The following is a 26,607-nucleotide window of genomic DNA, read 5'->3' on the forward strand; positions in this document are numbered from 1 at the left end:
CGTGGTTCAGTCGGGCTTGATCTCTTCCCACACCTCGTCGGCCTCGGCCCGGGCGACCGCGTTGGCGGCCTCCTTGTCGCGGGCCTGGTCGCGCTTCTTGGCGTCCTGCGCGTAGAGGTCGACGTACTCCTGGCCCGAGAGGCGCATGATCTCGTACATGATCTCGTCGGTGATCGCGCGCAGGATGTAGCGGTCGTCCTGCATGCCCTCGTAGCGACTGAAGTCGAGCGGCTTGCCGAAGCGGACGCCGGGGCGGGCGAAGCTGCCGAAGATCTTGCCCGGAGGCGCGACGACGTCGGTGCCGATGACGGCCAGCGGGATGACCGGCACCCCTGCCTCGAGCGCGAGCCGCGCGACGCCCGTGCGGCCGCGGTAGAGCAGGCCGTCGTGCGAGCGCGTGCCCTCGGGATAGATGCCGCACACCTCGCCGTCGGCGAGCAGGCGCAGCTGGGTCTTGATCGCGCCGGCCGCGGCCGATCCGCTGGTGCGGTCGATCGGCACCTGACCGGCGCCGGAGAAGAAGGTCTTCTGGAGCCAGCCCTTGATGCCGGACCCCTCGAAGTACTCGGCCTTGGCGACGAACGTGACCCGACGCGGGATCACCAGCGGCATGAAGAGCCAGTCGCTGTAGGACAGGTGGTTGCTCGCAAGGATCGCGGCGCCCTCCTTGGGGACGTGCTCGGTTCCTTCGGCCCACGGTCTGAAGATCAGCTTGAGCAAGGGACCCAGCGCGAGGAACTTCAGGAACCAATAGAACACGGACAGGACACTACTCCGAACCGACCACCTTTCGCACGAGGCGACGCGCGGTGACCGATGATGATGGATGATGAGGACATGACTTCCTCGCTGGTGGCCGGCGCCGAGCCCTTCTCGGCCGACGGCGGTCGTACGGGCGTGCTGCTGAGCCACGGATTCACCGGATCCCCCGCATCGATGACGCCGTGGGCCCAGCAGCTCGCTGGCCTCGGTCACACCGTGCGGGTCCCCCGCCTGCCCGGCCACGGCACCACGTGGCAGGACATGAACCGCACCCGGTGGCACGACTGGTACGCCGAGGTCGATGCCGCCCTCACCGACCTGCACCAGACGTGCGACCGCGTCGTCGTCGCGGGGCTGTCGATGGGTGGGTGCCTGGCCCTGCGGCTCGCCGAGCAGCGCCCCGACGACGTCGACGCCCTCGTGCTCGTCAACCCGGCCGTCAACGTCAACCGCTTCGACGTCAAGCTGGTGCCCGTCCTGCAGTGGATCGTCCCGGCCATGCCCGGCATCGGCAACGACATCAAGAAGCCGGGGCAGGACGAGGTCGGCTACGACAAGACCCCGCTCAAGGCGCTGGCGTCGCAGCTGACGATGTGGAAGGACGTCCGCGCCGGACTCGGCCGCATCACCCAGCCCCTGCTGCTCTTCCGCTCCGTCGACGACCACGTCGTCGACGAGTCCTCGCAGGCGATCATCCTCGACGGGGTGTCATCGACGGTCAAGGAGCTCGTGACGCTGCACGACAGCTTCCACGTCGCGACCCTCGACAACGACGCACCGCTGATCTTCGACCGCACCGCGGCCTTCATCACCGAGCACGTGGGAGCAGGGGCGGCATGACCGAGCGCGACGACTTCGACAAGATCGTCGAGGGGCTCGACCTCGACCTGTCGTTCCCCGACGAGCCCGCTGATCCGGCACCCCAGGAGCACCCGTCGATGCGCCGGCTGCCCGAGTCACCGGGACCCGACGACACCGAGGAGCCGTTCTACCGCAAGGTCGAGCAGAAGCCGCTCGTGCCGCGTCGGCGCGGCATCCTGCTGGCCTGGGCGGGCGTCGTCGGCGCCCCGCTCGCCCTCGTGCTGGCGACGGTCGCCCACGTATTCGTCGGACAGTCGATCCTGGCCGGCGCCGCGCTCATCTTCGTGGCTTCGGCGACATACCTTTTCTTGCAGCTGCCCGAACACGGGCCCTCGCGGAGGGATTGGCCGGACGACGGCGCCGTGCTGTGAGCCGGGCCATGTCGGCGGCGCCGATGAGGCCCGCCTCCGGCCCGAGGTGAGCCCGGACGATCCGCGCCTCGGCGCGGAAGCCACGACCGGTGAGGGTGCGTGAGAACGCCGCCCGCGCCGGGTCGATGAGCAGCGGTCCGGCGTCGCTGACGCCACCACCGATCACGAACATGCCGGGGTCGAGCGCGGCGGCGAGGTTGGCGATGCCGACGCCGAGCCAGTCGCCGACGTCGGCGATCCACTCGATCGCCTCGGCGTTGCCGGCCTTGGCGTGCTGGCTCACCAGGTGGCCCTCGATGCGCTCGACCGTGCCGCCGGCCTCGGCGAGGAAGAGCTTGCCCAGCTCGGTGCCGTCGGTCGCGGCCTTGCGGGCCCGTCGGGTCAGCACCCGTCCGCTGGCGTACTGCTCCCAGCAGCCCTGGTTGCCGCACTCGCACTGGTTGCCCTGCGGCACGACCTGCATGTGCCCGAACTCGCCGGCGATGCCGAACTGGCCGCGGTAGGGCTGGCCGTCGATGACGATCGCCCCGCCGATGCCGGTGCCGAGGGTGATGAGCACGAGGTCGGCCTCGTTCTGCGCGGCCCCGAAGCGCCACTCGGCCCACCCGGCTGCGTTGGCGTCGTTGTCGACCAGCACGGGAAGACCCGTGCGGCGAGCCACGGAGTCGCGCAACGGCTCGTGCCGCCACGCCAGGTGCGGGGCGAACAGGACCGTCGACTGCGTCGCGTCGACGAAGCCGGCCGCGCCCACACCGATCGCCCGGATGTGGTGCTCGCGGCGGAACTCCTCGGTGATGTCGGCGATCGCGTCGATGACCTCGAGCGGCTCGGTCGTCGGGGTCTCGCGCTTGAGGCGCGCCAGGACATGACCGTCCTCGTCGACGACGCCTGCGGCGATCTTGGTGCCGCCGATGTCGATGCCGACGGCCAGCTTGTCTGCCACTACGCGGGCTCCACTCTCGCAAGATCGGCCGCGCCGATGATGCCGGCCTCGTTGCCGAGGGCGGCCAGGCGCAGCGCGGCCTCGGGACGGTGCGCCCGGGCCGGAAGATGGGTCTCGAACGCGTCGACGACCGGCCCGAGGAGCAGGTCGCCCGCAGCGGCCACGCCTCCACCGATCGCGATGACGCTGGGGTCGAGGATCGTCGCGAGCACCGCGGCTCCCTCACCGATCCAGCGGCCCAGCTCGGTGATCAGCTCGATCGAGAGGGCATCGCCCTCCTGCGCCAGCTTCGTGACCGCAGGACCGCTGATGCGCGAGAGGTCGCCGTCGGCCAGGGCCGCGATGGCCGCGGCTGCAGGGTCCTCGTTGGCGACGCGCTCACGGGCGTCGCGGACCAGGGCGCTGCCGCTGCCGTACTGCTCGTAGCAGCCGCGCTGGCCGCAGCCGCACAGGATGCCGTCGGGGACGACGCGCATGTGACCGATCTCGGCCGCGACGCCGAAGCCACCGCGGAAGAGCTGACCGCGGTGGACGATGCCGCCACCGATGCCGGTGCCGACCGTGATGAGCAGCAGGTCGTCGGTGTCCTCGCCGGCGCCGAAGCGGAACTCGCCCCACGCCGCGGCGTTGGCGTCGTTCTCGACGACGATCGGCAGGTCGACGAGGGCGCGCACGTGGGCGGCGAGGGGCTCCTCGCGCCAGTCGATGTTGGGCGCGAACCGCACCGTGGCGCGATCCTCGCCCACGAAGCCGGCCGCCCCGATGCCGACGCCCACCGGGCGGTCGTCACCGGTGAGGCGGTCGACGAGGTCGGCGACGATCGCGGGGATCTTGGTCGAGTCGTCGGGCGTCGGCTCCGAGACGGCCTCCAGGATCTCCCCGGACGCGGACACGAGGCCGGCGGCGATCTTGGTGCCGCCGATGTCGACGCCGATGGCGAGGGTCACTTCTCCTCCTGGGGCGCCAGCGCCGTGTCGACCAGGTCGCGCAGCGACCGGGCGAACGCAGCAGCCGACTGGGTCACCGAGGCGAGCGCCTCGGGGTTGTCACGCACGAAGCCGACGACCTGGCACACCGGGCACCAGGACGTCGAGCACACGTGGTCGCTCTTCGGGGTCTCCGGGGCGGCGGTGCTCGCATGAGGAGCACTCGCCACGGCGCGGAACAGCTTGAACGCCTCCTCGGCGATCGAGCCGACCGGCTCGGCACTGCTGGCAGAGGCCGAGGTGGCGTCCGCGGTCGGTCCTGGACCGGTCACAGGGCCTCGACCTGTTTCTTCAACCCCTTGAGGGCGGTGTCGATGATGACCTTCTCAGCCTTGCGCTTGAGCATCCCCAGCAGCGGGACGGAGACGTCGACCGCGAGCTGGTAGGTCACCCGGGTCTGCGCGTCGCCGAGCGGCTCGAGGACGTAGGCACCGTCCATCGAGGTCAGCATCTTGCCCGACTGCGTCAGGCTCCACGACACCGTGCGGTCACCGTCCCAGACATAGCCCAGGTCGTACTCGTCACGGATCGGCGTCGCATCGAGCACGAAGTGCACCTGCTCGGCCCGTCCGCCTGCGCCCGCCACGACGACATCAGCGGTCTTCACGCCCGTCGCCCACACCGGGTAGGCAGCGAAGTCGGCGATCACGTCCATGATGCGGTCAGCGGGGGCGTCGATGACGATGTCGCTCGTGGTCCGCGCCATCACCCCTCCTCGTCCGGCTCGCTGTGTCCACCCATGCTAGTGGTTCCCGCGACCATCACCTGCGCCGGTACTCAGCCTCGTGGCGGCGCGGCCCCTTCGGTCGTGCCGGGTCCGGGCGAGTAGCCTGCCGTACGTGACGCAGCCGCAAAAGCCCGCTCTGGGCAACCTCAGCGATGACATCCTCGACCGCCTCCCCCAGCACGCCGACGACGTGGCCCTGGCCCGCGCCGAGGGTGACGCCTGGACCGACGTGACCCTCGCGGAGTTCCACCGCGACGTCGTCGCGGTGGCCAAGGGGCTCGTGGCTGCCGGGGTCTCCCCCGGTGACCGCGTCGCGCTGCTGTCGAAGACCCGCTACGAGTGGACCGTCTGCGACTACGCGATCTGGTGGACCGGAGCGGCGACCGTGCCGATCTACGAGACGTCCTCGGCCGCACAGATCGCCTGGATCCTGTCCGACTCCGGTGCCGTCGCGGCGATCGTCGAGAACGACGGCCACCTCGGACGCGTCGAGGAGTCGCGCTCGCAGGCCCCCACGCTGCAGCACGTCTGGACGATCGACGCCGGTGGCATCGACACGATCACCGCGCTCGGGGCCGACGTCACCGACGAGCAGCTGGAGGAGCGCCGCGCGACCCTGACGAGCGACACCCTGGCGACGCTGATCTACACGTCCGGCACGACGGGCCGGCCCAAGGGCTGCCGCCTCACGCACGGCAACTTCCGCTACGAGCTGCAGGCGGCCACCGAGCAGCTGCCCGACCTGTTCGGCACCGAGAACGCGTCGACGCTGCTGTTCCTGCCGCTGGCGCACGTGTTCGCCCGCATCATCCAGGTCGGCGCGATCCGCTCCGGCGCCAAGCTCGGACACACGGCCGACGTCAAGGACCTCGTGACGCACCTCGGCACGTTCCAGCCGACGTTCGTGCTGGCCGTGCCCCGGGTGTTCGAGAAGGTCTTCAACACCGCGAGCGGCAAGGCGTACGCCGACGGCAAGGGCAAGATCTTCGACCGCGCGGCGCAGACCGCGATCGCCTACAGCCGGGCGCTCGACACCGGGAAGCCCGGGCTCGCGCTGCGGGCGCGCCACACGGTCTTCGACAAGCTCGTCTACGGCAAGCTCCGCGACGCCCTCGGCGGGCACGCCGAGTGGGCCATCTCGGGCGGCGCGCCGCTCGGCGACCGGCTCGCCCACTTCTACCGCGGCATCGGCGTCACCGTGCTCGAGGGCTACGGCCTGACCGAGACGACGGCTGCGCTGTGCGTCAACACGCCCGAGGGACAGCGGGTCGGAACGGTCGGACAGCCGCTGCCCGGCACCGAGGTGCGGGTCGCCGACGACGGCGAGCTGAGCTTTCGCGGGCAGCAGGTCTTCGACGGCTACTGGCAGAACGAGGCCGCCACCGCCGAGGCGATCGACGCCGACGGCTGGTTCGCGACCGGCGACCTCGGCGAGGTCGACGACGACGGCTACGTGCGCATCACGGGTCGCAAGAAGGAGATCATCGTCACGGCCGGCGGCAAGAACGTCGCCCCCGCGGTGCTCGAGGACCGCGTGCGCGCGCACCCCTACGTCAGCCAGTGCCTCGTGGTCGGCGATGGCAAGCCCTTCGTCGCCGCCCTGGTGACGATCGACGAGGAGGCCTGGACCGGCAGCCTCGACGACCCGGCCCTGCTGGCCGAGGTGCAGAAGGCCATTGACGACGCCAACACCCAGGTGTCGCAGGCCGAGTCGATCCGCAAGTTCCAGATCCTGCCCGAGGACTGGACCGAGGAGAACGGCTACCTCACCCCCTCGTTCAAGGTGAAGCGCAACGCGGTCCTGCGCGATCTTCACGACACGGTCGAGGCGCTCTTCGTCAGGTAGTCCCGCCACTCGGCGGTCAGCTGCTGCACCGTCAGGCCGAACGAGTCCCGCAACGCGGTGCTCAGGCGCGTGCCGCCGAGAACCGACTCGTAGAAGTCGACCACGTCAGCGCGCCCGTAGCGCTCGTCGAGCAGGCGGAAGGCCATCCACGCGGCCTCGTAGGCCGCGCCGAGCCCGTGACTCGTCGCACCGAACGCCGCGGCGTCCGGCAGCGATGTCGGCACCCGGCCTGCCGTGACCTCGGCGAGGACCTGACCGGCGCTGACCGACAGCGGCGCCGAGTCGTCGCGCAGCGCCACGTAGTCGGCGAAGCCCTCGACGACCCAGCTCTCGGCACTGGTGCCGACCGCGCCGGTCAGCAGGTGCGTGCCCTCGTGACTGAGCACGACCTGGGCGGCCCGGCGGTCCATCGTCGCGAAGAGTGCGGGGTTGAGGACGATCACCGACCCACCGGACGACGTGGTGCTGCGGTCGAGCCGGGTCGTGACGGCGGCGATCTGGCGGACGTCCTCGACGCCCTGTCCGACGATGCGCGCCATCTGGTCCTGGGTGCGCGGCGACACGATGACGAGCTCGCCCTCGGCGCCCGGGACGGCCGACGCGACCGCGGCCCGGGCGGTCGCCGCCATTGACTCGACGGGCAGCTGGTCGTCACCCCCGTCGACCGTCACGACGGTGCTGCCGGACGTCCGCTCCACGGCGACCCGGCCGGCCAACCAGATCGGCAGCGTCGTCGTGCGCGGTGCGGCGTCGACGATCGAGAAGTCGCCGTCGGTCTGCGGCGCCACCCGGAAGGCGACCGACGAGCGGTGCAGCGTGTCGGAGCCGAGACCGGACTCGGGCCCCGGGCGCCAGGCCACCTCCGCGACCATCCGTGCGGTGCCGTCGGCGCGGTCGGCGACGTCGCCGCCGCTGATGTAGCGCAACGAGACCTCGGTGGCGCCGACCGCGACGAGCGAGGCCCAGGTGCGACGGCCGAAGTCACGGCCGGCGGCCAGGTCTCCGGTCGCCTCGACGAACTGCTGCTCGGTCGTCGCCGACGACAGGTCGCGCAGCTGGCTCGTCAGTCGCGACGAGGCGTCGGCGCCGATGGGGACGACGGCGGGCTCGTCGGTTCCCCCGTCCCACGGTCGCTGCCACAGCAGCAGCGACCCGGCGAGCAGGGCAAGCACCACCACGGCCGCCACGTTGGGCGACGGCCGGAGGCGGCGCTCAGCCAAGCGAGTGTCAGCCGACCCGTGCAGCGCGGGTGAAGCCGCTCAGGGTCGTGATCTCGACGCTCTTGCCCGGACGCGGAGCGTGGACGACCTTGCCGTTGCCGACGTAGAGGCCGTCGTGCGACATGTCGCCGTAGGCGACGATGTCACCGGGCTGCAGCTGGTCCATCGGCACGGCCTTGCCGGCCGCGATCTGCGGGCCGACGACCCGCGGGATCGAGACGCCGGCAGCGGCCCACGCCTTCATGACCAGGCCGGAGCAGTCCCAGCTGTTGGGGCCGGTGCCGCCATAGACGTAGGGGTCGCCCATCTGGGCCATCGCGAACGCGAGCGCGGCCTTGGCCTTGCCGGACGCCTTGACGTCGAAATCGATGTCGAGGCCGCTGCCGGCGTTGAACTTGGCCTGCTCGGCCGCCGTGAGGCGCGCGAGCTCGGCCTTGGCGGCCTCGTACTTCTTGCGGATCTCGGCGCGCTTGTCGTCGGCCTTCTTCGTGGCCTCCTTCAGCGCGTCCTTGCGGTCCTCGAGCTGCGCACGGCGGTTCTTGAGCTGCTTGCTCGTGCGGCCGAACTGGGTGAGCTCGTCGGCACGGGTGCTGTTGAGGGCCTGGACGGCGCCGAGGCCCTCGAGGAACTCCTCGGGGTCGTCGCTGCCGAGCAGGCTGGCCGTCGGGCCGAGCGGGGCGTCGAGCTGCTGCTGGACGATCGCTTCACCCAGCGCCTGCTTCTGCTCGCGGTAGGTCGTGAGCTGGCGATCGATGTCGGTCGTCAGGTCGTCGATCTCGGCCTGGGTCGCCTTGGTCTGCTCGCCGAGCGCGTTGACCTGCTCGTTCATCGCCTCGACCTCGTGGAACGCGTTCTCGACGTCCTTGGAGGTGACGGCCGGCTCGGCCTGGGCCGACGGGAACGCGAACATCGCACCCGTGACGACCAGGGCTGCCGTCACGGCGATGCCTCGGCGGCCGCGGGAGCTGCGTCGGGCAGCGGTTCGATCAAGAGCGGGGGGGTGCATGCGCACGCAGAACTCCTACATCCTCGACGTCTACCGGGTGAGCTGACGGGTTCGGGCCTCGGATTGCCCTACGGTCCGTGCGAGCACGGACCGACTCACCCCACCTACGTGGTTCCCCGGTTCGCCCCAGACATCTTCCCCATGGCTGCGGCGACTCGACGGTGCGTCCGACACCGCCCTGGAGGGCGGCGTTCACCGGACGCACAAGCCATCACTCTAGGTGCAGCCATGGGCCAATTCAACTTGGACCCGCCCGAGACGAGGGGGTCAGACCGCCTGGGTCTCGGGACCGGCCAGCGGCGTCACGAGACGTAGCGGGGGTGTGAGACCGGCGTCGGACAGTACGCCGAGAGCGGCCATCTCGTCGGCGTCGATCTCGATGCCGGCCGGCGGGGCGCCGAGCAGGAACGTGACGACGCAGTCGCCGCAGGCGCTGGGGCTGCGGACGAGGCAGCGGTCGCAGTCGACGACCACCGAGTCGGCGGGATGGAACTCGTGCATCTCGTGACCTCCTGTGCTGTTCATGCGGACGCCTCCTGGTGTGGGGAAGACCCCGTCGTTCGGGGACATCGACCACGCTAGGAGGCGCCTCCGACAGAAACGCCGCAGACCACGGCAGATCCGTGCGCCTCCACCCGACTGTCGGTGGTCGCGCCTACCGTGTGCGAGGTGGAAGCCGTGCAGGGATCGTTCGACGAGCTGGGTCGCCATCTGGCCGACGTCACGTTCTGCGTGGTCGACCTCGAGACCACCGGCGGGTCAGCGGCCAAGGGGTCCAAGATCACCGAGTTCGGCGCGGTCAAGATCCGCGGCGGCGAGGTGCTCGGCGAGTTCCAGAGCCTGGTCAACCCCGACGAGGTCATCCCGGCCTACATCACGGTCCTGACCGGCATCACCAACCAGATGGTCATCGACGCCCCGCGCATTGCCGAGGTGCTCCCGAGCTTCCTGGAGTTCGCCCGCGGCACGGTGCTGGTCGCCCACAACGCCCCGTTCGACGTCGGCTTCCTCAAGCACTTCAGTGCCGTCCTTGCGATCCCCTGGCCCGGTTTCGAGACGCTCGACACCGCGATCCTCGCGCGCCGCGTCCTGAGCCGTGACGAGGTGCCCAACTGCAAGCTCTCGACGCTCGCCGCCCGGTTCGGCGCGACGACCACGCCCAACCACCGCGCACTGTCCGATGCACGGGCCACGGTCGACGTCCTGCACGCCCTGTTCGAACGGCTTGGCCCGCTCGGCGTCACGACGCTCGAGGAGGTGTCGACCTACACGTCCAAGGTCAAGCCCGAGCAGCGCCGCAAGCGCCACCTGGCCGAGCACCTGCCCGAGGCACCCGGCGTCTACCTGTTCCGCGACGCCAACGACGAGATCCTCTACGTCGGCACCTCCCGCAACCTCCGCACGCGCACCCGGTCCTACTTCACCAAGGCCGAGACCCGCACCCGCATGGGCGAGATGGTCATGCTGGCCCAGCGCATCGAGGGCATCGTGTGCGCGACGGCCCTCGAGGCGCAGGTCCGCGAGCTGCGCCTGATCGGCAAGCACCGCCCGCCCTACAACCGCCGGTCCAAGTTCCCCGAGCGGCTCAGCTGGCTCAAGCTCACCCGCGAGCCCTGGCCCCGGCTGTCGATCGTGCGCCAGATCCTCGACGACGACGCCGACTACATCGGCCCCTTCCGGGGCCGATCCGCCGCCGAGAGCGCTCTCACGGCCCTGCACGACTCGTTCCGCATCCGCCAGTGCACGCCCCGGCTGGCCCAGAAGTCCCGCTCGTCCCCCTGCGCGCTGGCCGAGATGGGCCACTGCCTCTCACCGTGCGACGGATCGGCCGACGCCGGCGAGTACGCCGCCGAGGTCGCTCGCGTCCGCCGCGCCATGACAGGCGACCCCGAGGACCTCGTCGTCACGGTCCGCGCGCGGATGCTCGACCTCGCCCGGTCCGAGCGGTTCGAGGACGCAGCGGTGTGGCGCGACCGCCTCACCTCGTTGCTGCGCGCCGTCGTGCGCACGCAACAGCTCCGCGAGCTCACCAGCATCGACGAGCTCGTCGCCGCCGGCCCCCATCCCGACGGCTGGGAGGTGCACGTCATCCGCCACGGCCGGCTCGCGGCAGCGGGCATCCTGCCCCGCGGCGTCCACCCCGCCGGATGGACCGATGCGCTGCTCGCCACGGCCGAGACCGTCGTGGGCGGGTTCGGTCCCATCCCGGCGGCGACGGCCGAGGAGACCGAGACGCTGCGCCGCTGGCTCGACTCCCCCGGGCTCCGCATGGTGCGCGGCTCGTGGCAGACCCCCCTCGAAGGCGCCGCGCGTCACCTCACCCCCCTGGAGCAGGCCAGCGCGACCTGGCAGCAGCTGCAGCGACCGGGCTGAGCCCGGGCATACGCTGAGACCATGATCACCGCCATCGTCTTCATCCACGCCGAGGTCGCACAGCTCAGCGACATCGCCGAGCAGATCGCCGACATCGACGGCGTCAGCGAGGTCTACTCCGTGACGGGCGACCTCGACCTCGTCGCGATGGTGCGCGTGCGCGAGATCGACGACGTCGCCACGGTCGTCGCCGACCAGCTCAACAAGGTCGACGGCGTCCTGTCGACCCAGACCCAGATCGCCTACCGCGCCTACAGCCAGCACGACCTCGAGGACGCCTTCAGCATCGGCCTCTGACCCTCAGCGGGGTGGGGCGAGCTCCTGCGTCACGTCCGACCACGTCGCCAGCGACTGCGCGGCTGCCCCGGAGTCGATCGAGTCACGGGCTCGCTCGATGCCGGCGGCGATCCGCTCGACCAGCGTGCCGGGCGTGGCGGCATGGGCCGCGATCGCCGCACCCGCGTTGAGCAGCACCGCGTCACGCACCGGGGACACCTCGCCCTCGACCACACGGCGGAACACGTCGGCGTTGTAGGTCGGGTCTCCGCCGCGCAGCGCCTCAGCCGACGACAGCGTGATGCCGAGCTCGCGCGGGTCGAGCACCCCCTCGGTGACCGATCCGCCCAACACCTCCCAGACGCGGGTCGTGGTGGTCGTCGTGATCTCGTCGAGGCCGTCGTCGCCGCGGAACACGAACGCGTCGGCGCCGCGCTCCGCGAAGACACCTGCCATGAGGGGCGCCATGCGGATGTCGGCGCACCCGATCGCCGATGCCCCCGGCTGGGCGGGGTTGACCAGCGGACCCAGGAAGTTGAACGTCGTGGGGACGCCGAGCTCACGCCGCACCGGACCGGTGTGCCGGAACGACGGGTGGAACACCGGCGCGAAGCAGAACGTGATGCCGGCACGCTCGAGGACCTCGACGATCCGGCCGGCGGGCACGTCGAGCCGCACCCCGAGCACCTCGAAGACGTCAGCGGTGCCGCTGGAGCTGGACGCCGCGCGGTTGCCGTGCTTGACGACGCCGACCCCGGCACCGGCCGTGACGACCGCCGCCATGCTGGAGATGTTGACCGTCTTGGCCATGTCGCCGCCGGTGCCGACGATGTCGACGACCCGACCGGGCACCGTCAGGAGCGTCGCGTGCTGGAGCATCGAGTCGACGAGTCCCTGCAGCTCGACCAGCGTCTCGCCCTTGCTCCGCAGCGCCATCGCGAAGCCGGCGATCTGCGCCGCGGTCGCGTTGCCGGAGAGGATCTCGTCCATCGCCCACGACGTGGAGGACGCGTCGAGGTCCCTGCCCGCCACGAGTCCGGTGAGGACCTCGGGCCAGGTGTGTGTCATGGCCGCGCCGCTCAGCCGGGCTGCAGCACGCCCCGCGCGAGGTCGATGACGACCTCGGCGAGACGGATCGGCTCGATCGGGTGCGCGAGCGCCGCCTCGGCGCGCGACCAGGTGGCGAGCCACGCGTCCTGCGGACGTCCGGTCAGGACGAGCACCGGAGGCGCCTGGAAGATCTCGTCCTTCATCTGACGGGCGATGCCCATGCCGCCGGCAGGGACCGCCTCGCCGTCGAGGATGACCAGGTCGATGCCGCCAACATCGAGGTGCTGGAAGACCACCGGCTCGGTCGCGCACTCGACGTACTCGAAGGGCGGAAGGTCCGGGTGAGGGCGCGCGCCGAGCGCTGCCAGCACGGCAGCGCGGACGTCACGATCGTCGCTGTAGACCAGGACACGTAGGGGCTTGTGCTCACTCACAAGTCGATCGTACATAATGGTGATGTGGCGACTACATCAGTGATTCCGGCTTCCCGACTTCACGGCCAGGAAGGCCGCCCCTCCATGGTGACGGTGGGCACCATCGTCTGGCTCTCCAGCGAGCTCATGTTCTTCGCCGGCTTGTTCGCGGCGTACTTCACGATCCGCAACATCTCCCCCGAGCTGTGGGACCAGTCCACGCAGCTGCTCAACGTCCCGTTCGCGACGGCCAACACGACGATCCTCGTGCTGTCGTCGGTGACGTGCCAGTTCGGCGTCTTCGCCGCCGAGCGCGGCAAGCCGGGACGCAGCGGCTCAATCTGGCAGTTCAGCCAGTGGGGCATGCGTGAGTGGTTCGTCCTCACGTACGTCATGGGCGCGATCTTCATCGGTGGCCAGGCGCTCGAGTACGCCGAGCTGGTCCGCGAGAACGTGACCATCCCCAGCTCGCCCTACGGAAGCCTCTTCTACCTCGCCACCGGCTTCCACGGCATCCACGTCGTCGGTGGTCTCCTCGCCTTCCTGCTCGTGATCGGCCGCACGTTCGCGGCACGCAAGTTCACGCACGAGCAGGCGATCTCCGCGATCGTCGTGTCCTACTACTGGCACTTCGTGGACATCGTGTGGGTCGGGCTCTTCGCCACGATCTACCTCATCAAATAAGGCTTGCCTCCATCCAGCCAGACAGTGCACCGAAAGGTACGCTGGCACCACTTCTAGGAATGAGGTTCTCGGTGCGGAAATTGTCCACGAGGCGCCGGCATCCACTCGCCGGACTCGTCGTTCTCCTGATGGCTCTCCTCGTCGTCGGCGGTGTCTACACGGCCGTCGCGCCGAAGCCCGCCACCGCTGAGACGGCCACCACCAACGACGTCGAGGCCGGCCGCCAGCTGTTCCTCGTCGGTTGCGCCAGCTGCCACGGCAAGAACGCCGCTGGCATCGAGACCAAGCGCGGCGGCAACTACGGCCCCACGCTGATCGGCGTCGGTGCGGCCTCGGTCGACTTCCAGGTCGGCACGGGTCGTATGCCCATGGCACAGACTGCGCCGCAGGCTCCGCGCAAGACCCCGGTCTACACGGCCGAGGAGACACGCCAGCTGGCCGCGTACATCGCCTCGCTCAGCCCCGGCCCCGCCGTCCCGGACGGTGAGTACACCGACCTGGACAAGGCGAGCGTCGAGGACGTCCGCGAGGGCGGCGAGCTGTTCCGCAGCAACTGCACCGCGTGCCACAACTCGGTCGGCGCCGGTGGCGCCATGCCCGGCGGCAAGTACGCGCCCACCCTGAAGGGCGTGTCCGCCAAGCACATCGCCGAGGCCATGATCACCGGCCCGCAGCAGATGCCGGTCTTCTCCGACGACGTCATCACGCCCGAGGACAAGCGCAACATCATCGCCTACGTCAAGCAGGTCCAGGACCAGCCCAACTACGGCGGTCTCGCCGGCGGTGGCCTCGGCCCCGTGGTCGACGGACTGTTCACGTGGGTCATCGGCATCGGCGGTCTCGTCATTGCCGCGATCTGGATCGGAGCACACGGAGCAAGGGTGAAGAAGTCATGAGCGACGAGCTGGACACCCGTCAGGACGCCGAGCCGATCAAGGACCCGGGACTTCCCGAGCACCTCTACCGGCCGCAGGACGTCGACGAGAGCCAGGCACGCCGGACCGAGCGTCAGATCGCGTGGATGTTCCGCATCGCCGCGCTGCTGCTCCTCGGCTTCTGCTTCGGCTACTTCCTGATCGACAAGGACGAGACGTTCCTCGGCTGGTCGGCCCAGAACTTCACGTTCGGCATGACGCTCGGTGGAGCGCTGCTCCTCATGGGCGTCGGCATCATCCAGTGGGCCAAGAAGCTCATGGGCGACCACGAGATGGTCGAGATGCGCCACCCGTCGGCCTCGTCCGCCGAGGATCGCGCTGCGGTTCTCCAGGACATCAACGACGGTGTCAAGGAGTCCGGCTTCGGTCGGCGCCCGATGATCCGCAACAGCCTCCTCGGTGCCATGGGCGCCCTGGGACTGCCGGCGATCGTCCTGCTGCGTGACCTCGGCCCGCTCCCCCACGGCCAGCGCGACACGGTCTGGAAGAAGGGCATGCGCCTGGTCAACGACGTCACCGGCACGCCGATCAAGCCGTCCGACATGCAGGTCGGACAGCTGGTCAACGGCGAGCCTGCGATCGTCTACGAGGTCGACGCCGACGGCGAGCGCGTGCTGCACGGCACCGAGCTCCTGCAGGCCAAGTCGAAGGCCGCCATCATCGTGGTGCGCATGCGCCCCGAGGACATCACGCCCTCCAAGGGACGCGAGAACTGGGGCATCGACGGCATCCTGTGCTACTCCAAGATCTGCACCCACGTCGGCTGCCCCATCAGCCTGTGGGAGCAGCAGACTCACCATCTGCTGTGCCCGTGTCACCAGTCGACCTTCGACCTGGCTGACAACGGAAAGGTGGTCTTCGGACCTGCTCACCGGCCGCTCCCGCAGCTGCCCCTGGGCCTGGACGACGAGGGCTATCTCATCGCCATGAGCGACTTCCCGGAGATCGTCGCGCCGAGCTATCCTGAACTCGCGCGAGACCAGAAGAAGCTGGACAATAAAGCATGAGCACCACCGAGCAGGAGTACACGCCGATCCAGGACACCGGGTTCGGGAAGAAAGCCGCAGGACCCGTCGAGTGGTTGGACGATCGTCTGGGCCTGGCTGGCGTCGCCAAGAAGAACCTCCGCAAGGTCTTCCCCGAGCACTGGTCGTTCATGCTCGGCGAGATCGCCCTCTGGAGCTTCGTCGTCCTGCTGCTGACCGGCGTCTTCCTGACGTTCTGGTACCAGCCCAGCATGACCGAGGTCGAGTACCAGGGCTCCTACCTGCCGTTCAACGGCCTGGAGATGTCCAGCGCGTACAAATCGACGCTCGACATCTCGTTCGACATCCGCGGTGGCCTGCTGATCCGTCAGATCCACCACTGGGCCGCGGCGCTGTTCGTCGCCGCGATGATGGTCCACATGCTCCGCGTGATGTTCACCGGCGCCTACCGCAAGCCGCGCGAGATCAACTGGCTGATCGGTCTCACGCTGCTGCTCCTCGGCCTGGTCGAGGGCTTCGCGGGCTACTCACTGCCTGACGATCTGCTGTCGGGCACCGGCCTGCGCTTCGTGGACGGTCTCATCCGCTCCATCCCGCTGGTCGGTTCCTACGCGGAGTTCTTCATCTTCGGTGGCGAGTTCCCCGGTGACGAGATCATCCCCCGCCTCTACATGGCGCACATCCTGCTGATCCCGGCGCTGCTGCTGGGTCTCATCGGTGCGCACATGCTGCTGCTGGTCTTCCACAAGCACACGCAGTGGCCTGGCCCGGGACGCACCGAGAAGAACGTCGTCGGCTACCCGATGCTTCCGGTGTACGCGGCCAAGGCCGGCGGATTCTTCTTCGTCGTCTTCGGCTTCCTCGCCGTCATGGGTGCACTGCTGCAGATCAACCCGATCTGGGCCTACGGACCGTACAACCCGTCCGAGGTCACGGCAGGCTCGCAGCCCGACTGGTACATGGGCTTCGTCGAGGGCGCCGTCCGCGTCATGCCCAACTGGGAGAGCACGATCTTCGGCTCCACCGTGAGCTGGAACGTGTTCATCCCCGGCATGATCCTGCCCGGCATCTTCTTGACCGTCGGCATGCTCTGGCCCTTCCTGGAGCAGTGGATCACCGGTGACAAGCGTGAGCACCACCTGCTTGAGCGCCCCCGCAACGCCCCGTTCCGCACGGCGTTCATCGTCGCCGGCATGACGGCCTACGCGGTGCTCTGGATCGGCGGTGGCAACGACATCATCGCCACGAAGTTCGGTCTGAGCCTCAACGCGATCACCCGGTTCGTCCAGGTCGGCTTCTTCGTCGCCCCGGTCATCGCGTTCATGGTGACCAAGCGGATCTGCATCGGCCTGCAGCGCGCAGACGCCAACCGGATCCTGCACGGCTACGAGACCGGTGTCATCGAGCGGACGCCTGACGGCGGCTTCTCGGAGCGCCACGCTCCCCTGCCGGCGGGTTCGCAGTACACGCTCACGGCGCACGATCGCCTTCCCGCGCTCGAGGCTCCGGCCGAGACCGACGGCAACGGGGTGGCGGCGCCGCACGGACGAGTGGCCAAGGTCCAGTCCTGGCTGCGTGCTCGCTACTACGACGGCGCACTCGACAAGCCCACCGTCGAGGACGTGCACCACGCCGAGGAGCACCTCTCCGGCCACGACGGTCACCCCGTCGAGCTGGGCGACGAGTTCCAGGGCGTGTCGGAGACGGGCATCCCCCGCGTCCACTGAGTCACGGCTCTGACGAGGCCCCCACCAGCGCTGCTGGTGGGGGCCTCGTCCGTCTAGGGTGGTCCGGGTGATCGACTACGTGCGCCCGGCCGTCGTCGTCGAGGACTATCTCGACCGCGACGGCAGCGTCATCCCGTACGGCCGCAGGTGGCCCGAGAACGGTGGAGACGGGCCCGACGAGACCTACAGCGTGACCCAGCACACACAGAGGTTCAGGCCGCTCCTCGTCGTCGCCCAGGCCATCCTGGAGCACCTCGCCCTGACCTATGACGTGTCACGCACCGACACCCCGACAGGCGCCGTGCTCCGGCCCGCTGACCCGGACGCCGCTCCCCTGGTCTTCACCTTCACCGAGGGTGACGAGCCCTGGGCCCAAGTCCGCGCCGGGGTCGACCACGAGCTCGTGGTCGAGTGCGGCTGTGACCACTGCGACTGCGACGTCCTGGACCTCGTCGACTCGCTCGAGGAGTCAGTCGACGCGGTGCTCGACGGTCACCTCAGCGAATGGCTCAACGAAGGTGAGCGGTACGACCCGGACGACTTGTTCGTCGTCCACCAGGTGAGGGGTCCGGACGGCGAGACCAGGGAGAGCGGGAGCAGCGAGGTCACCGACGAGGACGCCCGCGAGCAGCTGCGCCGACGCTACGCCCAGGTGCCCGAGCGGTGGGCACCGTGGAGCCTCAGGCGTCGTTGACCTCGGGGTCGCCGATCGGCTCCTGCTCGAGCGCCGAGCCGGACGTCCACTCGCTCCACGGGACGTTCCAGTCGGTCCAGCCGTTGCGGTCCTCCAGGGGGCGCGGGCTGTTGACGTACTTGACGACGTCTCCGCGGCGGGAGTTGTCGTAGAGCCACTTGGCGTTGGCCGTGCTCATGCCGGTGCAGCCGTGGCTGACGTTGGCGTTGCCCTGCGAGGCGACCGACCACGGCGCCGCGTGCAGGAACTCCCCGGAGTTGGTGACACGCATCGCCCAGCGCACGTCAGAGATGTTGTAGTAGCCGGGGTCCTCGGAGTCGACGCCGGTCGTCGCGGCGTCCATGTCGACCGAGGAGAACTTCTCCATGATGACCTTGATGCCCTCACGGGTGCGGTGGGTGTCGTCACCGGTCGTCACGGGGATCTTGCGGACGACCTCGTTGTCGACGGTGTAGCTCAGCCGGTGCTGGGCGACGTTGACGATCGTGACGGCCTTCTTGCCGACCTTGAAGTCGATCTTCTGGTCCTGCTGTCCGTAGACTCCCCCACCGGCCGGCAGGCTGTTGAGCGTCAGGTCGACCTTGACCCGGGTGTGGGCCGGCCAGAACTTCTCGGGACGATAGTGCGCCTCGCGGTCGCTGAACCACGTCCAGGAGCCTTCGACGTCCTTGTTGGTCGTGACCTGCATGTGCTTCTCGTAGAGCGAGCGGTTCTTGACCGGGACGTCGAACGTCACGATGACCGGCATGCCGACGCCCACCGTCTCGCCCTGCAACGGGGCGACGGACGGATAGGTCTGCTCCGCCAGGCTCAACGCTTGGGTCGTGAACGTGCGGGTGACGGTGTCGGTTCTGCCGTCCTCGCCCGTGCCCTCGGCCCGGAGCCGATAGGTCGTGCTGGGCTCGAGCCGCTCGGCGGCCGTCCAGCCGTTCTTGCCGACCCGGCCGTTGATCGTGGTGCCTTTGTCGACGGTCGTGAGCGTCGCCCTGGAGATCTCGCCGTTCTCGGCCAGGACCTTGACCCGGGTGCTGACCTTGACGCCCGAGGCCTTCTGCTCGACGTTGGGCGTCAGCGTGATCGGCTCCTTGGGTGCCTGATCAGGCGTGACAGCATCCTTGACGTCGCTCGCCGAGCATCCGGCGACGACGATGAGCGCGGCACAGGCCGCAGCAGCGGTCAGTCGATGTTCCCTCACCAGCACAGTTTACGGGGTGCTGGTGAGGAAACCGGACGTGGCGCGGTGAACGCTCAGTGAGCGTGGATGCCGCGGTAGTACTCGAAGATCCAGCCACACACCATGACCGCACCGATGACGGTGCCGATGATGAACAGCCACCACCCGATGACGACGCCGAGCACGCAGACGGCCAGCGCCAGCGCGCAGAACAGCGGCCACCAGCTGTAGGGCGGGAAGAATCCCTGCTCGCCCGCACCGTCGGCGATCTCGCCGTCGCTGCGGTCCTCAGGCCGCTCGGGGATCTGCCGAGCGACGACGCCGAGGTAGAAGCCCAGCAGCACGCACAGCAGGGTCGTCATGACCAGGGCGGTCGTGCCCGTCGGGTCCTTGGTGAGGACCCAGTAGACGGGAGCGATCAGTGCGAAGAAGATTCCGCACGACAAGATGGTCCAGGTCTCGGCCTTCATGGATCAGTGACCGCCCTCTTCTTCGTGCGACTGGGACTGGACGCGGCCGTTGGCCTGTCCGTTCTTGCCACTGACGTCGGGTGCATCCGCGAACGCAGAGTTCTCGCCCGGGTTGTGCGCAAGCTCGAGGGCTGCGATCTCCGGGTGGTGCAGGTCGAACGCAGGGCTCTCGGAGCGGATGCGCGGCAGCGACGTGAAGTTGTGACGCGGCGGCGGGGATGACGTGGCCCACTCCAGGGAGCGACCCCAGCCCCACGGGTCGTCGAGTCCCACGAGGGGCGACTTGCGCGACTTCCACACGTTGTAGAAGAACGGGAGCGTCGACGCACCGAGCAGGAACGCTCCGATCGACGAGATCTCGTTGAGCGTGGTGAAGCCGTCGCCGGGTCCGTAGTCGGCGTAGCGCCGCGGGAAGCCCTCGACGCCGAGCCAGTGCTGGACGAGGAACGTCAGGTGGAAGCCGATGAACAGCAGCCAGAAGTGGATCTTGCCGAGCTTCTCGTCGAGCATGCGCCCGGTGAGCTTGGGCCACCAGAAGTAGAAGCCGGCGAACATCGCGAAGACCACGGTGCCGAACACGACGTAGTGGAAGTGAGCCACCACGAAGTAGCTGTCGGACAGCTGGAAGTCGAGCGTCGGCGACGCGAGGATGACGCCCGTCAGACCACCGAAGAGGAAGGTCGTGAGGAAGCCGAGCGAGAAGATCAGCGGCGTGTCGAACGACAGGGAGCCGCCCCACAACGTGCCGATCCAGTTGAAGAACTTCACGCCGGTCGGGACCGCGATCAGGAACGTCATGAAGGAGAAGAACGCCAGGTCGACCGAGCCGGTGACGAACATGTGGTGCGCCCACACCGCGACCGAGAGAGCCGCGATCATCAGCGTCGCGCCGACGAGGCCGACGTAGCCGAAGATCGGCTTGCGGCTGAAGACCGGCAGGATCTCGGTGATGATGCCGAAGAACGGCAGCGCGATGATGTAGACCTCGGGGTGCCCGAAGAACCAGAACAGGTGCTGCCACAGGATCGGTCCGCCGTTGGCTGCGTCGAAGACGTTGGCACCGAGGCGGCGGTCGGCCTCGAGCGACAGCAGCGCCGCGGCGAAGATCGGGAACGCGATCAGGACCAGCATGCTGGTGACCAGCGTGTTCCAGACGAAGATCGGCATGCGGAACATCGTCATGCCCGGCGCACGCATCGTGAAGATCGTGGTGATGAAGTTGACGCCACCGAGGATCGTGCCGAGGCCCGACATCCACAGGCCCATGACCCACAGGTCACCGCCGAGTCCCGGGGAGTTGACCGCATCGCTGAGCGGGGCGTAGGCGAACCAGCCGAAGCTGGCCGCACCACCGGGCACGAAGAAGCCGGAGACGACGATCGTGCTGCCGAACAGGTAGAGCCAGTAGCTGAACATGTTCAGGCGCGGGAACGCGACGTCGGGCGCACCGATCTGCAGCGGCATGATCGCGTTGCCGAAGCCGAAGAACAGCGGTGTCGCGAACATCAGCAGCATGATCGTGCCGTGCATCGTGAACAGCTGGTTGTAGGTCTCGTCGTCCACGAGCTGCGTGCCCGGCTGGGCCAGCTCGGCGCGGATCAGCAGGGCGAGGATGCCGCCGATGATGAAGAACGCGAAGGACGTGACCAGGTACATGTTGCCGATCACCTTGTGATCGGTGGTCGTCAGCACCACCACGACCTTCTGGCCGAGGGTGCGCTCCCGGGTCGCGGTGCGCGACCCGTCATCGAATGTTGCTGTTGCCGTCGTCATCAGGATCCTGACCCGTCTCCCTGAACGCCTTCGACGTTCCCGCTCTTTTCCTCGCCCTCGAGACCTGCGATCTCGTTGGCCTCCGATGCGCCCTGAGGCGCTCCTGTCTGTCCCTGCTTCTCCAGATCAGCGAGGTGCAGGTCGTACTCGGCACGCGACACCACGTTGACCTTGAAGAGCATGCGTGAGTGGTAGAGCCCGCACAGCTCGGCGCAACGGCCCGTGAAGGTGCCCTCACGCGTGGGCGACAGGTCGAACGTGTTGACCTTGCCCGGGACGACGTCCATCTTGAAGTAGAACTCGGGGATCCAGAACGAGTGGATGACGTCAGGCGACTTGAGCTTGAAGCGCACCGACTCGTTGACCGGGAGCCACAGCTCGGCCGGCTCCTCCGGGGTGCCGAAGTCGTAGACGTCCTCGCCCTTCGTCGCGGTCTCGTCGAGGTAGTTGAAGGCCCACTGCCACTTGCTGCCGACGACCTCGATCGTGTGGTCGGGGTTGTCGACGCGCTCGAGAACATTGTTCTGCGAGGTCACCGTGTGGAAGAAGAACACCGCCACGATGATGACCGGAGCGAACGTGTAGAGCGCCTCGATCGGCAGGTTGTAGCGCACCTGGGCCGGGATCTCGTCCTCGCTGCGGCGACGGTAGCGGATCATCGCGTAGATGATCAGGCCGAAGACCAGCAGGAAGATCACGAGCACGGCGATCCAGGCGCCGAGCCACAGCTCCCAGATGTCCTGGGTGCGATCGGTGCTGCCCTTGGGCAGCGCGAGGCGCTCGAGATCCGAGTCGCCGTCTGGCGAGCAGCCGCTCACAACAAAGGCGGCCACGATGAGAACCGCCCACTTCATACGTTCCACGAGGCGCCTTTCTGAACCATGACTGTCATTGGATGACTTCAAGAATCGTAACGCAGCAGGCCCTCGGAGCTGAGGTGAGGTATGCCTGTCCGGCGTCGTCGAGCTGCGAGGTCCTGTCACGTCAGCGAGAGTGCTGCGTCGACCTCGGCCTGGGCGGTCTCGCCGTAGGCGGACCCGATCCGCTTGAGGAAGCCCTCACGCTCGAGCGAGTACTCCTGGGTGCCCTTGGTCTCGACGACGCTGGCGGCGATCGTGCAGCCGATCTGCGCCGACCGCTCGAAGCCCATACCGGCTGCGATGCCGGCCAGGAAGCCGGCGCGGAAGCTGTCGCCGACACCCGTCGGGTCGACCGCGACGACGCCCTCGATGGCGCCGACCTCGATCGCGTCGCCGTCTGCGGGGAACACCGAGACGCCGTTCTTGCCACGCGTGATGATCTGGGTGCCGACGTGCGCGCGCACCTCGGCGGTCGTCCAGCCGGTCTTCTGCTCGATGAGCGCGGCCTCGTAGTCGTTGCTGAACAGGTAGGCAGCGCCGTCGATCAGGTCGCGGATGACCTCGCCGTCGGCCCAGGCGAGCTGCTGCGACACGTCGGCGGCGAACGGGACGCCCCGCTCGCGGCAGGCGCGCGTGTGGCGCAGCATGCCCTCCGGGTCGTCGGGGCCCACGAGGACGAGGTCGAAGTCGCTGCCGAGGGCGAACAGGTCGATGTCGCGCGACTCGGACATGGCGCCGGCGTAGAACGTGGCGAACTGGGCCAGGTCGGTGTCGGTCGTGCACACGAAGCGGGCGGTGTGGCGCGTGTCGGAGACCAGCACGCCCGACGTGTCGACGCCGGCGGCGTCGAGCCAGCCGCGGTACTCGGAGTCGAAGTCACGTCCGACGGCGCCGACGAGCAGCGAGCGGTGGCCCAGCTGGGCGAGCGCGAACGAGATGTTGGCCGCGCACCCCCCGCGGCGCACGTCGAGGTCCTCGACGAGGAACGAGAGCGAGATCTTGTCGAGCTGGTCCGGCACGAGGGAGTCGGCGAACTTGCCCGGGAAGGTCATGAGGTGGTCAGTGGCGATCGAACCGGTGATTGCGAGATGCACCCCCACACCATAGACAACGCCCTCCCGCTTTCGCAGGAGGGCGTCGTGTGACGTGGCCCGGGATGACGGCAACCCTGGGGATGTCGGCACCACGAGCGCCCGCGCAGCGGGCAGGCACGAGCACCCAGCGGAAGGAGTCATCGACAACGCCCTCCCGCTTTCGCAGGAGGGCGTCGACTGACATGGCCCGAGATGACAGCAACCCTTGGGATGTCGGCACCACGAGCGCCCGCGCAGCGGGCAGGCACGAGCACCCAGCGGAAGGGACATCGACAACGCCCTCCCGCATTCGCAGGAGGGCGTCGTCTGACGTGGCCCGGGATGACGGCAACCCGTGGGATGTCGGCACCACGAGCGCCCGCGCAGCGGGCAGGCACGAGGGCCCAGCGGAAAGAATCGACAACGCCCTCCCGCATTCGCAGGAGGGCGTCGTCTGACGTGGCCCGGGATGACGGCAACCCTTGAGATGTCGACACCACGAGCGCCCGCGCAGCGGGCAGGCACGAGGGTCTAGTGGAAGGAGTCGCCGCAGGCGCAGGAGCCGGTGGCGGCGGGGTTGTCGATCGTGAAGCCCTGCTTCTCGATCGTGTCGACGAAGTCGATCGTCGCGCCGCCCAGGTAGGGCAGGCTCATGCGGTCGACGACGACGTTGACGCCACCGAACTCGAAGATCTGGTCGCCGTCGAGCGAACGCTCGTCGAAGAAGAGCTGGTAGCGCAGGCCGGAGCAGCCGCCGGGCTGCACCGCGATGCGCAGGGCGAGGTCGTCGCGACCCTCCTGGGCCAGGAGGCTGGCGACCTTCTCGGCAGCGCCGTCGCTCAGGCTCACGCCGGTCGCGGTGGTGTCGGTGGTCTGCTCGGTCTCGACTGTCATGTGAACTCCCGAAGGTGTGGTCTGGGGTCTCGTCACGGTGATCAACGTGCGCCGTGCCGATTCCATTCCATCGTACGCGCTCAGGCCTGAGGACGGGGTGACCACGTCCGCGCGACGCGCGCGGCGAGATCGGCCAGGTGCTCGTAGGGCCGGCTCATCGAGGCTTCGAGGCCGACCAGGTCGCTCACCGCATAGGCGGACTCGACGCCCATCGCCCGCATCTCCCGCGACCCGACGAGCACCTGGCCGGCGAGCACGATGCAGGGCCGCGCCGCCTGGCCCGCGACCGACGCCACGCCGTAGACGACCTTGCCGGCCCGCGACGAGAAGTCATACGTGCCCTCCCCCGTGACGACGAGGTCGTGGGCGGCGGCCTGCCGGGTGAGGCCGACCGTCTCGGCGACCAGGTCGATGCCGGACACGACCTGACCACCCAGCAGCATCAGCGCGAACCCGAGCCCACCGGCGGCACCGGCGCCCTTGGCGTCGGCGGTGCGACGCTCGGCCGGGGTCGCGCCGCAGGCCGCGACGACGAACCGGTCGAGGATGCCGTCGACCAGCAGGACCTGCTCCTCGGTGAGCCCCTTCTGCGGGCCGAACGTCTTGGTGGCGCCGAACATGCCGAGCAGCGCGAGGTCGACGTCGGACGCGATCACGATCTCGACGCCCGCGACGCGTGAGCGGGCAGCGGAGACGTCGACCGTCGTGACCGGCGCGAGCCCCGCGGGCCCGGCGTCGAGCGGGACGTCGGCGGTCGCGCCGAGGGCACCCAGCAGCCCCGCTCCCCCGTCGTTGGTGGCGCTGCCACCGAGGCCGATGACGACGCGGCGGGCACCGGCGTCGATCGCCGCGCCGACCGCCTGGCCCACGCCGAAGGTCGACGCGTGCATCGGGTCGAGCGGGTCGAGCAGATGCAGGCCGCATGCCTGGGCGCTCTCGACATAGGCCGTGCCGTCGGCGTGCAGCACCGTGACCGGCGCCTCGACCCCGACTGGTCCCCTGACGGTCACGATCGCCAGATCTCCGGCCAGCGCGGCGTGCAGGACGTCGACGAGCCCGGGACCGCCGTCCGACATGGCCGCCTGGGTCAGCACGTCGTCGGGGGCGTGGCGGTGCCATCCCTCGATGACGGCACGTGCCGCCTCGGGCGCCGACAGCGTGCCGCCGAACGCGTCCGGCGCCACGAGCACCCTCATGGTCTTAGGCGAGCGCCTGCTCGGCGGCGGCGATCAGCACGCTCGTGGCGAGCACGTCGATCGCGACGCTGAGCTCCTCGGGCGACGGGTAGGACGGCGCGATGCGGATGTTGCGGTCGCGGGGGTCGTCGCCGTAGGGGAACGCAGCGCCGGCCGGCGTCATCGCGACGCCCGCCTCGCGGGTCAGCTCGATGACCCGCGACGCGGTGCCGTCGAGCACGTCGAGGCTCACGAAGTAGCCGCCCCGGGGCTCGGTCCACGACGCGACGCCGTAGGAGCCGAGCCGGTCGCGCAGGATCTGCACGACGGCGTCGAACTTCGGGGCGAGGATGGCGCGGTGCTGGTCCATCAGCGCGTGGACGCCCTCGGTGCTCTGCAGGTAGCGGGCGTGACGCAGCTGGTTGACCTTGTCGGGGCCGATCGTGCGCTTGCCGAGGTGACGGAGGTACCACTCGATGTTGTCGGCCGAGCTGCCCAGGAAGCACACGCCGGACCCGGCGAACGTGATCTTGGACGTCGAGGCGAAGATCACCGCGCGGTCGGGGTGACCCGACGCGACGCACAGGCCGAGGATGTCGGCGGTCTTGGTCTGCTCGGCCGTGAGGTGGTGCACCGCGTAGGCGTTGTCCCAGAAGATCCGGAAGTCGGGGGCGGCGGTCTCGAGGGCCGCGAGCTCGGCGGCGACTGCCTCGCTGACGACCGAGCCGGTCGGGTTGCCGTAGGTCGGCACGAGCCACATGCCCTTGACGGTCGGGTCCTTGACGGCCTCGCGGACCGCGTCGACGTCGGGGCCGTCCTCGTTGAGCGGCACCGGGATCATCTCGATGCCGTACTCCTCCAGCAGGACGAAGTGCCGGTCGTAGCCGGGCACCGGGCACACGAACTTGACGGACTCCTCGACGCCCCACGGCTGATCAGAGCCGGGAACGCCGTGGAACAGGGCGAAGACGAGGTTGTCGTGCATCATCGCCAGGCTCGCATTGTCGCCCGCGACGACCTGGTCGACGGGCACCTGCATGATCGGTGCGAAGATCTCGCGCAGCTCGGGCAGGCCGTTGAGCCCGCCGTAGTTGCGGGTGTCGGTGCCGTGGGAGTCCTTGAAGTCGTCACCCGGCAGCGTCAGCAGCGCGTTGGAGAGATCGAGCTGCTCCGGCGACGGCTTGCCGCGGGTGAGGTCGAGCTTGAGGCCGCTGTTCTGCAGCGTGCGGTAGGCCGCGGTCTGCTCGTCGAGGAGGGCCTGGATCTGGTCTCGGGAAAGTGCGTCGAAGCTCACCCCACCAACCTATCGTCCTCGTCGAGCCGCGTCC

At 69.1% G+C, this 26,607-nt stretch carries 28 protein-coding genes and 1 riboswitch; of the genes, 10 read left to right on the top strand and 18 right to left on the bottom strand.

The genetic code is table 11. The features are described from left to right. Positions 1-6 precede the first annotated feature (6 nt). The gene (locus tag HQK15_RS14290; protein WP_173492144.1) at positions 7-759 is read right to left on the bottom strand and encodes a lysophospholipid acyltransferase family protein; all 753 of its coding nucleotides are present in this window, start codon (positions 757-759) and stop codon (positions 7-9) included. 78 nt (positions 760-837) lie between these two features. Between HQK15_RS14290 and HQK15_RS14295 the strand changes: the two genes are divergently transcribed. Both HQK15_RS14295 and HQK15_RS14300 read left to right on the top strand, forming a co-directional pair. Next, complete coding sequence (locus HQK15_RS14295) at positions 838-1,602, top strand: alpha/beta hydrolase (protein WP_173492145.1); 765 nt, start codon at positions 838-840, stop codon at positions 1,600-1,602. After that, positions 1,599-1,994, top strand: a complete 396-nt coding sequence (locus HQK15_RS14300; protein WP_173492146.1) for a hypothetical protein — start codon at positions 1,599-1,601, stop codon at positions 1,992-1,994. The genes HQK15_RS14295 and HQK15_RS14300 overlap by 4 nt, the downstream gene beginning before the upstream one ends. Here HQK15_RS14300 and HQK15_RS14305 read toward each other — a convergent pair. Genes HQK15_RS14305 through HQK15_RS14320 form a run of 4 tightly spaced genes read right to left on the bottom strand, consistent with a single transcriptional unit; the run spans position 1,900 to position 4,629 of the window. Beyond that, positions 1,900-2,937, bottom strand: coding sequence for an ROK family glucokinase (locus HQK15_RS14305; RefSeq protein ID WP_173492147.1), 1,038 nt, complete (start codon positions 2,935-2,937; stop codon positions 1,900-1,902). The two genes, HQK15_RS14300 and HQK15_RS14305, sit on opposite strands and share 95 nt — an antisense overlap. Further along, complete coding sequence (locus HQK15_RS14310; protein WP_173492148.1) at positions 2,937-3,884, bottom strand: ROK family glucokinase; 948 nt, start codon at positions 3,882-3,884, stop codon at positions 2,937-2,939. Before HQK15_RS14310 ends, HQK15_RS14305 begins: the two co-directional genes overlap by 1 nt. After that, positions 3,881-4,195 carry a hypothetical protein gene (locus HQK15_RS14315; RefSeq protein ID WP_173492149.1) on the bottom strand — a complete coding sequence of 105 codons (315 nt, stop codon included), beginning with the start codon at positions 4,193-4,195 and terminating at the stop codon, positions 3,881-3,883. Before HQK15_RS14315 ends, HQK15_RS14310 begins: the two co-directional genes overlap by 4 nt. Continuing rightward, a complete protein-coding gene (locus HQK15_RS14320) occupies positions 4,192-4,629 on the bottom strand; it encodes an SRPBCC family protein (RefSeq protein WP_173492150.1) in 438 nt (145 codons plus the stop codon). The genes HQK15_RS14315 and HQK15_RS14320 overlap by 4 nt, the downstream gene beginning before the upstream one ends. 133 nt (positions 4,630-4,762) lie before the next feature. Here HQK15_RS14320 and HQK15_RS14325 point away from each other — a divergent pair, with 133 nt between their 5' ends. After that, positions 4,763-6,496, top strand: a complete 1,734-nt coding sequence (locus HQK15_RS14325) for an AMP-dependent synthetase/ligase (protein WP_367649191.1) — start codon at positions 4,763-4,765, stop codon at positions 6,494-6,496. On the opposite strand, the gene HQK15_RS14330 is transcribed toward HQK15_RS14325, so the two are convergent. From HQK15_RS14330 to HQK15_RS14340, 3 genes are all read right to left on the bottom strand, one after another. Beyond that, entirely contained in the window at positions 6,463-7,716 is a 1,254-nt protein-coding gene (locus HQK15_RS14330) for a hypothetical protein (protein ID WP_173492151.1), read from the bottom strand. The two genes, HQK15_RS14325 and HQK15_RS14330, sit on opposite strands and share 34 nt — an antisense overlap. Before the next feature lie 7 nt (positions 7,717-7,723). Next, on the bottom strand, positions 7,724-8,722 hold the full coding sequence (locus tag HQK15_RS14335) for a C40 family peptidase (RefSeq protein ID WP_254451064.1): 999 nt from the start codon (positions 8,720-8,722) through the stop codon (positions 7,724-7,726). A 20-nt stretch (positions 8,723-8,742) separates the two neighbouring features. Then, positions 8,743-8,883: riboswitch (cyclic di-AMP (ydaO/yuaA leader) on the bottom strand. A 106-nt stretch (positions 8,884-8,989) separates the two neighbouring features. Further along, the gene (locus HQK15_RS14340; protein ID WP_173492153.1) at positions 8,990-9,247 is read right to left on the bottom strand and encodes a hypothetical protein; all 258 of its coding nucleotides are present in this window, start codon (positions 9,245-9,247) and stop codon (positions 8,990-8,992) included. A gap of 144 nt (positions 9,248-9,391) precedes the next feature. Here HQK15_RS14340 and HQK15_RS14345 point away from each other — a divergent pair, with 144 nt between their 5' ends. Then, the gene (locus HQK15_RS14345) at positions 9,392-11,095 is read left to right on the top strand and encodes a DEDD exonuclease domain-containing protein (RefSeq protein ID WP_367649192.1); all 1,704 of its coding nucleotides are present in this window, start codon (positions 9,392-9,394) and stop codon (positions 11,093-11,095) included. Positions 11,096-11,116: 21 nt separating this feature from the next. Next, positions 11,117-11,392: an Lrp/AsnC family transcriptional regulator gene (locus HQK15_RS14350; RefSeq protein ID WP_173492155.1), complete on the top strand. Its 276-nt coding sequence runs from the start codon at positions 11,117-11,119 to the stop codon at positions 11,390-11,392. Positions 11,393-11,395: 3 nt separating this feature from the next. On the opposite strand, the gene trpD is transcribed toward HQK15_RS14350, so the two are convergent. Together trpD and HQK15_RS14360 are read right to left on the bottom strand one after the other, a co-directional pair. Beyond that, positions 11,396-12,439: an anthranilate phosphoribosyltransferase gene (trpD, locus tag HQK15_RS14355; protein ID WP_173492156.1), complete on the bottom strand. Its 1,044-nt coding sequence runs from the start codon at positions 12,437-12,439 to the stop codon at positions 11,396-11,398. An 11-nt stretch (positions 12,440-12,450) separates the two neighbouring features. Beyond that, a complete protein-coding gene (locus tag HQK15_RS14360; protein ID WP_367649193.1) occupies positions 12,451-12,855 on the bottom strand; it encodes a response regulator in 405 nt (134 codons plus the stop codon). Positions 12,856-12,894: 39 nt separating this feature from the next. Here HQK15_RS14360 and ctaE point away from each other — a divergent pair, with 39 nt between their 5' ends. The 5 genes from ctaE (at position 12,895) to HQK15_RS14385 (ending at position 17,860) form a co-directional block, all read left to right on the top strand. Further along, positions 12,895-13,518 (top strand): aa3-type cytochrome oxidase subunit III, encoded by a 624-nt coding sequence (ctaE, locus tag HQK15_RS14365; RefSeq protein ID WP_437340251.1) that lies wholly within the window; start codon positions 12,895-12,897, stop codon positions 13,516-13,518. Positions 13,519-13,589: 71 nt separating this feature from the next. After that, a complete protein-coding gene (gene qcrC / locus HQK15_RS14370) occupies positions 13,590-14,414 on the top strand; it encodes a cytochrome bc1 complex diheme cytochrome c subunit (protein ID WP_367649195.1) in 825 nt (274 codons plus the stop codon). After that, positions 14,411-15,460 carry a cytochrome bc1 complex Rieske iron-sulfur subunit gene (gene qcrA, locus HQK15_RS14375; protein WP_173492160.1) on the top strand — a complete coding sequence of 350 codons (1,050 nt, stop codon included), beginning with the start codon at positions 14,411-14,413 and terminating at the stop codon, positions 15,458-15,460. The genes qcrC and qcrA overlap by 4 nt, the downstream gene beginning before the upstream one ends. Beyond that, entirely contained in the window at positions 15,457-17,166 is a 1,710-nt protein-coding gene (qcrB, locus tag HQK15_RS14380; RefSeq protein WP_173492161.1) for a cytochrome bc1 complex cytochrome b subunit, read from the top strand. Before qcrA ends, qcrB begins: the two co-directional genes overlap by 4 nt. Before the next feature lie 67 nt (positions 17,167-17,233). Continuing rightward, positions 17,234-17,860: a DUF6226 family protein gene (locus tag HQK15_RS14385; RefSeq protein WP_173492162.1), complete on the top strand. Its 627-nt coding sequence runs from the start codon at positions 17,234-17,236 to the stop codon at positions 17,858-17,860. Here HQK15_RS14385 and HQK15_RS14390 read toward each other — a convergent pair. The 8 genes from HQK15_RS14390 to HQK15_RS14425 all read right to left on the bottom strand — a co-directional run bounded on the left by HQK15_RS14390 (position 17,847) and on the right by HQK15_RS14425 (position 26,573). Beyond that, positions 17,847-19,055 carry a L,D-transpeptidase gene (locus HQK15_RS14390; protein WP_367649196.1) on the bottom strand — a complete coding sequence of 403 codons (1,209 nt, stop codon included), beginning with the start codon at positions 19,053-19,055 and terminating at the stop codon, positions 17,847-17,849. The genes HQK15_RS14385 and HQK15_RS14390 overlap by 14 nt on opposite strands. A 53-nt stretch (positions 19,056-19,108) precedes the next feature. Further along, complete coding sequence (locus tag HQK15_RS14395; protein ID WP_173492163.1) at positions 19,109-19,504, bottom strand: cytochrome c oxidase subunit 4; 396 nt, start codon at positions 19,502-19,504, stop codon at positions 19,109-19,111. A gap of 3 nt (positions 19,505-19,507) precedes the next feature. Continuing rightward, positions 19,508-21,277 carry an aa3-type cytochrome oxidase subunit I gene (ctaD, locus tag HQK15_RS14400; RefSeq protein ID WP_173492164.1) on the bottom strand — a complete coding sequence of 590 codons (1,770 nt, stop codon included), beginning with the start codon at positions 21,275-21,277 and terminating at the stop codon, positions 19,508-19,510. Next, entirely contained in the window at positions 21,277-22,131 is an 855-nt protein-coding gene (gene ctaC, locus HQK15_RS14405; RefSeq protein WP_173492261.1) for an aa3-type cytochrome oxidase subunit II, read from the bottom strand. The genes ctaD and ctaC overlap by 1 nt, the downstream gene beginning before the upstream one ends. A 125-nt stretch (positions 22,132-22,256) precedes the next feature. Further along, the gene (locus tag HQK15_RS14410; RefSeq protein ID WP_173492165.1) at positions 22,257-23,231 is read right to left on the bottom strand and encodes a carbohydrate kinase family protein; all 975 of its coding nucleotides are present in this window, start codon (positions 23,229-23,231) and stop codon (positions 22,257-22,259) included. 510 nt (positions 23,232-23,741) lie between these two features. Then, complete coding sequence (locus tag HQK15_RS14415) at positions 23,742-24,104, bottom strand: HesB/IscA family protein (RefSeq protein ID WP_173492166.1); 363 nt, start codon at positions 24,102-24,104, stop codon at positions 23,742-23,744. 80 nt (positions 24,105-24,184) lie between these two features. Continuing rightward, a complete protein-coding gene (locus tag HQK15_RS14420; RefSeq protein WP_173492167.1) occupies positions 24,185-25,300 on the bottom strand; it encodes a glycerate kinase family protein in 1,116 nt (371 codons plus the stop codon). Between the two features lie 4 nt (positions 25,301-25,304). Beyond that, positions 25,305-26,573 carry an aspartate aminotransferase type Ic gene (locus tag HQK15_RS14425; RefSeq protein ID WP_173492168.1) on the bottom strand — a complete coding sequence of 423 codons (1,269 nt, stop codon included), beginning with the start codon at positions 26,571-26,573 and terminating at the stop codon, positions 25,305-25,307. Between the last annotated feature and the right edge of the window lie 34 nt (positions 26,574-26,607).

The sequence above is a fragment of the Aeromicrobium stalagmiti genome, assembly GCF_013283745.1.
Lineage (GTDB): Bacteria > Actinomycetota > Actinomycetes > Propionibacteriales > Nocardioidaceae > Aeromicrobium > Aeromicrobium stalagmiti.